Annotated in this window: 7 protein-coding genes; 5 read left to right on the top strand and 2 right to left on the bottom strand. The window is 36.2% G+C overall.

The window, feature by feature from the left end; translation table 11 throughout:
• The first annotated feature begins 137 nt into the window (after window positions 1-137).
• The 4 genes from CEG13_RS08975 (at window position 138) to CEG13_RS08960 (ending at window position 2,500) form a co-directional block, all read left to right on the top strand.
• Window positions 138-698, top strand: a complete 561-nt coding sequence (locus CEG13_RS08975) for a P-loop NTPase family protein (protein ID WP_100011547.1) — start codon at window positions 138-140, stop codon at window positions 696-698.
• Window positions 699-816: 118 nt separating this feature from the next.
• On the top strand, window positions 817-1,227 hold the full coding sequence (locus tag CEG13_RS08970) for a GNAT family N-acetyltransferase (RefSeq protein WP_100011546.1): 411 nt from the start codon (window positions 817-819) through the stop codon (window positions 1,225-1,227).
• A gap of 150 nt (window positions 1,228-1,377) precedes the next feature.
• Window positions 1,378-1,845 carry a DinB family protein gene (locus CEG13_RS08965; protein WP_100011545.1) on the top strand — a complete coding sequence of 156 codons (468 nt, stop codon included), beginning with the start codon at window positions 1,378-1,380 and terminating at the stop codon, window positions 1,843-1,845.
• 115 nt (window positions 1,846-1,960) lie between these two features.
• The gene (locus tag CEG13_RS08960; RefSeq protein ID WP_100011544.1) at window positions 1,961-2,500 is read left to right on the top strand and encodes a GNAT family N-acetyltransferase; all 540 of its coding nucleotides are present in this window, start codon (window positions 1,961-1,963) and stop codon (window positions 2,498-2,500) included.
• Between the two features lie 157 nt (window positions 2,501-2,657).
• On the opposite strand, the gene CEG13_RS08955 is transcribed toward CEG13_RS08960, so the two are convergent.
• Window positions 2,658-3,740, bottom strand: a complete 1,083-nt coding sequence (locus CEG13_RS08955; protein WP_100011543.1) for an NAD(P)H-dependent flavin oxidoreductase — start codon at window positions 3,738-3,740, stop codon at window positions 2,658-2,660.
• A 158-nt stretch (window positions 3,741-3,898) separates the two neighbouring features.
• Between CEG13_RS08955 and CEG13_RS08950 the strand changes: the two genes are divergently transcribed.
• Window positions 3,899-4,789, top strand: a complete 891-nt coding sequence (locus tag CEG13_RS08950; protein ID WP_100011542.1) for a LysR family transcriptional regulator — start codon at window positions 3,899-3,901, stop codon at window positions 4,787-4,789.
• 192 nt (window positions 4,790-4,981) lie between these two features.
• Here the strand turns inward: CEG13_RS08950 and CEG13_RS08945 are convergent.
• On the bottom strand, window positions 4,982-5,540 hold a 559-nt coding region (locus CEG13_RS08945), incomplete at its 5' end, for an IS110 family RNA-guided transposase (RefSeq protein ID WP_143469659.1).

The following is a 5,540-nucleotide window of genomic DNA, read 5'->3' as shown; positions in this document are numbered from 1 at the left end:
GAAAAATAATTCGTCGATCGTATAGGGGGGCTGTTAATCATGCAGCCTCTCTTTATTTTTTATTTGATAATAGATAAAGCGCTCATGCCCATCTGCCATGATCTTCCTCAAACGGGCGCAGTTGTGGAAGAAGCACTGTGCCTGAATCGGGCCATTATGTTGAACAAATCTTATTTGAGTTGGGGTTTCAAGGGGGATTTATTATTAGAATACATATTATAGGTGGTTCTGGAAGTGGGAAGACATATATGGCATCGCAACTAAGTAAAAAGTTTAATATACCACATATGGACTTAGATGATATTTTTTGGGAAAACAGCACTGATCAGTATGGCGTTAAGGCTTCGGTAAGTGTTAGGGATAATAAATTAAAAAACTTTGTGATGCAGCCCTCATGGGTTATAGAAGGAGTTTATCTTAAATGGGTAATTCCAAGTTTTGAACTGGCAGATAAGATATTTATACTAAAGACTCCAATCCAAACACAAGAAGAAAGAATTTGGAGTAGGTATCATAAAAGAAAGATGGGGATATTACCTTCAACAAAAAAAGAAACAATTGAAAGCCTCAAAGATTTATTAGAATGGAACAAAAAATATAACCAGGAATTTCTGCCTGATTTTGTTGAGAACACACAGTTTGCGGATAAAATTATACATCTTAATGGTAATGATGATATCTTTAACTTTATGGATTAAATGTGCCAGAATCGGGCGCTTTAGCGGAATTAAAAAAGCGTCCAATATCAGGCCGTTTTGGAAAAAGACACCAGTTATAAAAATAACTAACGACTCAAGTAAACGGAGGAAAGATAAAATGGATGATGAATTCAATATTGTTTATGATCCACCAACGCCAACATTATACAACGATTTGCGATTAGAAGGTGGCATAAGTGGGAAGTCACAAGAAGCTGCAACTGTTGGTTTAAAAAATTCATTGTTTGCAGTGTGTATTTACGATGAAAAAACCTTAATAGGTATGGGGCGTATAATCGGTGATGGCGGTGCTTTTTTTCAGATTGTGGATATTGTAGTAAAACCGAGCTATCAAGGCCAAGGGTTAGCAAAGGTAATTATGAAGCATCTAATGAACTTTTTAGATCAGAATACGTATCCCGGTTCCTATGTAAGCCTTATCGCTGATGGTCCAGCTGACAATCTTTATAAACAGTTTGGTTTCAAGTACACCTACCCTAGATCACAGGGTATGTTTAGAAAATATTAAATGTTAATGTTCTTTAATCGGGCGCAAGAATTGAATAAGACTTGTGCTTTTTCTTGGTTTATTAGGTCCATTTAATTTAATAAGAATTTTAAGTACTAAAAAGCTAATACCTTATTAGACCAACAATAAATTTTGGAGTGTTTGTTTACAATGATAAAGTTCTTCGAATATAATTGGCAGGTAAGAGACGAATGGTTTAAATGGTGTAATCAATTAACAACCGAAGATTTGTTAAAAGATCGTATTGGCGGAGTAGGAAGTATTTTATATACCCTCTTTCATATAATTGATGTGGAATATAGTTGGCTTCGTGCTATTGAAGGTAAAGATGATGTGGTAGTTCAATTTGATGATTACAATAGCGTCGAAAAACTTAAATCTCTTTCAGATAAATTTCGTAATGACATAGTTGAGTCTATACCAACAAATTCAGATGAAAATAATAATAAACTTGTATCTATTCCCTGGGATGAAGATACTTATACAAAAAGTGAAATATTACATCATATAATTGCTCACGAAATTCATCATATTGGTCAGCTTTCTGTTTGGGCAAGAGAATTAGAATTAAGTCCAGTCTCAGCTAGTTTTATTGGACGAGACTTCAAATCTGTTTAATTTTTATTCCGTTAACGGGTGCTAATTTTTAATGAGCATTGGTGCTGATATTGCATCACTGGGCGACACTGTGGCATAGACATCATGTGATAAATATAGCGATGGAGGGACTTACATGAGTGATAAAGGTGCTTTAAATTCATTAATAATAGAGCCATTAAAAAAAGATCATGCTTCAAAATTATTTGAGGTATTAAAGGACCCAAAGATTTATACTTATATCCCTGAAGATCCACCAACAAACAAGGAAGCACTTACAGATAAATTTGATACTTTATCTCAAGGAGCACCATCCCATTTAGCTGAACTCTGGTTAAATTATGCGGTGTATGATAGTGAGATATCACAATATATCGGTACCCTTCAAGCGACTATATTCATGAACAGTAAAAAGGCATCGGTTGCTTATCTTCTAAACTCAAATTATTGGGGAAGGGGATATGCTACAAAAGCTTTGTCGTTAATGATCAAAAAAATAATAAAGGAATATGGGGTTATTGAATTTGAAGCCTGCATGGATACTAGAAATACCAAATCAATTGAATTAGTTAAACGATTAGGACTTGAATATATAAGTTTTGAAGAAAATGCCGATTTTTTCGGGGGAAAGCCAAGTCATGAGTATACTTATCATGCTAAGTCCGAAAATTTTTGAAGAAAGCCAATTGCAACAATCGGGCGCTTTAACGGAATAAAGAAGCGCCCTTTTAATGTTATAATTGGTGATTAAGAGAGTGAATTAAAGATAGCCAATATAATTAAAAGAAGTAGTACCGGCTGTTAGAATAAACCCCGATTTTATTATTATAACCTTATTTACCATGTTTCGATATAGCACTAATCTGGGAAGTAACGTCCGCTACAATATTAACCATGATGTCATTGGCAGACTCCTTTTGACTTAAACGGGGATTTTGACCAGACCAAAGTGACATCCATTCTGGCCTGTTTTGTTTGGCTGCTTCTTTTCGTATATCTTTTGTTAATGAGTTTTGAACTGGATAACCAGGTAAATTATCTTCGTAATCTTTCATTTTTAGAATAAATTGATTCTGAATCCCTCTTGCAGGTTTACCACTAAAAGCAGAGGTTATAACTGGTTGTTCTTCAGTTGTATTCATTATGGCGTCTTTATGTTGTTCTTTTGCACCACTTTCTGAACTGGTGACAAAAGCTGTTCCCATCTGAACCGCTTGAGCACCTAAGACAATAGAAGCTAAAACACCTCGACTATCCATAATGCCACCAGCAGCAATGACTGGTATATCAACATGATCAGCCACCTGAGGAACAAGCGCCATTGTTCCAATCATAGCATTTTCAAAAGGCGAGAAAAAAGTACCTCGATGTCCTCCAGCCTCACTTCCTTGTACAACTACCATGTCCATTCCGTTTTCCTCATTGATTATAGCTTCATTAACAGTTGTTGCCGTTCCAATCACAATTATATTTTCTCTTTTTAATTTTTGTACCGTCTCTTTAGAAGGAACACCAAATGTAAAACTACAAACAGGAACTTTATGTTTCAGAATCACATCCATCTGTTTGTCAAAAAGAGATTTGGATTGTTTCGGTGTTTGTTTGGTTTTCAAATTTAATTCTTCCCGAAAAGGGCTCATTAATTGATTGGATTTTTCAATTTGTCCATCCGAAACTTCCGGAAATTCCGGAATAAATACATTAACGCCAAAGGGATTTGGGGTTAATTGTTTGATTTTCTGAATACTTTGATCGATGTCGTCCGGACTCATATATCCCGCACCCAATGTTCCGAGACCACCAGCATTGGAAACTGTACCGACTAATTCAGGTGTTGTAACACCTCCAGCCATACCGGCTTGAATAATCGGATATTTGATGCCTATTTCCTGAGTAAACTTGTTCTCATGCCACATATATACTCGTTCCTCCTAACGGTTGTTGCGGATGATTTAAAAGGGTTTTCAAAATCCTTTATGTTGATTATAATTGTGGTGAGATAATACGTAAAATGATATTTTTTGTTTTTTACCATCAAAAATATTGATACCTTAAACTTGAAGGGGTTTTAAACATGAATTTGGAAGACCTTCGTGTTTTCAAAATAGTGGCACAGGAAGCGAACATTACGAAAGCGGCTGAGAGTTTGAATTTCGTCCAGTCCAATGTTACTGCAAAAATTAAACGACTCGAGAAAAATTATGATACCAAGCTATTTTATCGTCATAAACATGGTGTTGGTTTGACCTCAACCGGCAAAGTTCTTTTAGATTATGCAGAACAAGTTCTTCATCTGATGAATGATGCTGAAAAAGCGTTAAAGCACTCCAGTGAGCCGAATGGATCTTTGTCCATTGGTTCAATGGAAACAACAGCAGCTATTCGATTACCGGATATTTTGTCGGCCTACCATGATCAATGCCCGCAAGTGGTATTATCTCTTCAAACCGGTACGACAGAAGACCTTATAAAAACAGCTCTGAATCGTGAAATTGAAGGAGCTTTTGTAGCGGGGGAAGTCAATCATCCGGAATTGGAAACGATCGAGGTTTTCGAAGAAGAGCTGGTGCTGGTTTCAAAGAAGAATGTTCTTTCTAGTACAGACTTTGAGCAACTGAAAAATCAAATGTTCATTGTATTTAAGTCCGGCTGTTTTTACAGGGATATATTGGAGAAGTGGTTGGTATCCAAAGGAATTAGACCCACAAAGATGATGGAATTGAACACATTGGATGGCGTAATAGGATGTATAAAGGCTGGACTGGGTATTTCACTCTTGCCTAAAACAGTAGCAGACAAGATTGACAAGAGTGAAAATATTAAACGTTTTATATTGCCACAAGAATACGGGATGATTTCCACAAAGTTTATCAATCACAAAGATATCGTAAAAACACAGGCTTTTAATAAATTTATTTCCCTTGTGGAATCTTCCATTCCCTTGAACACATCTTTAACATCGTAGATTTGTTATTAATAAAAAGTCGTTTATTTTATAATACGGTTGTAATTAAAACCAGTTGTGACTCTTAAACAATACCAGCTAATAGTTGTCAACATTTAAAGGTAAAAAAGTTCAATGAAACATGTTACACTAAAATTGGGCATGCCAATTAACCTTACCGTTGTACCGGTAAGGTTTCGGAATATTGTTAATTTAAATCGTTTCTAAGGGTTGGTCTACAAAGACTTCCTGGTGTTTTAACATGGCATGTATCCAGTGAACGAGTTTATTGGCACAGGCAATCACAGCGACCTTGTGTGGTTTGCCCTCGTTTCTTTTGCGATCATAAAAGGATATAAGTTTCTTATTGCGATTTTTGGCCAAACCACATTGCACAGCTGTGTAAAGGGCCTGACGCAGCCTTGATGAACCTCTTTTCGTAATGCAATTGATCGAGGCTTTAAACTTGCCTGATTCAAAAACGCTAGGATCAATACCTGCATAGGCAACAAGCTTTTTTGGGTGATTGAATTGGTCGATGTTCCCCGTCTCGGAAGTAATTGTGGCGGCAATTTTATTCCCAATACCGGGGATCGATCGGATTAATTCATATTCTTCAAATGTTTTAGCCAAGGCATCTATCTCTTCTTTGAGCTTGGATAGGTGCTCTTGGTATTGAAAAAGCATCTGGATATACAGCCGCAAGCTGATAAACTGACTCTGACAGATAGGATATTGAAAGGGATTACGTTCTGCGGCTTCCTTTAATTGA

This window comes from Lentibacillus sediminis (assembly GCF_002763455.1).
GTDB lineage: Bacteria > Bacillota > Bacilli > Bacillales > Amphibacillaceae > Lentibacillus_D > Lentibacillus_D sediminis_A.
This window is presented reverse-complemented; position numbering and strand designations above follow the sequence as displayed.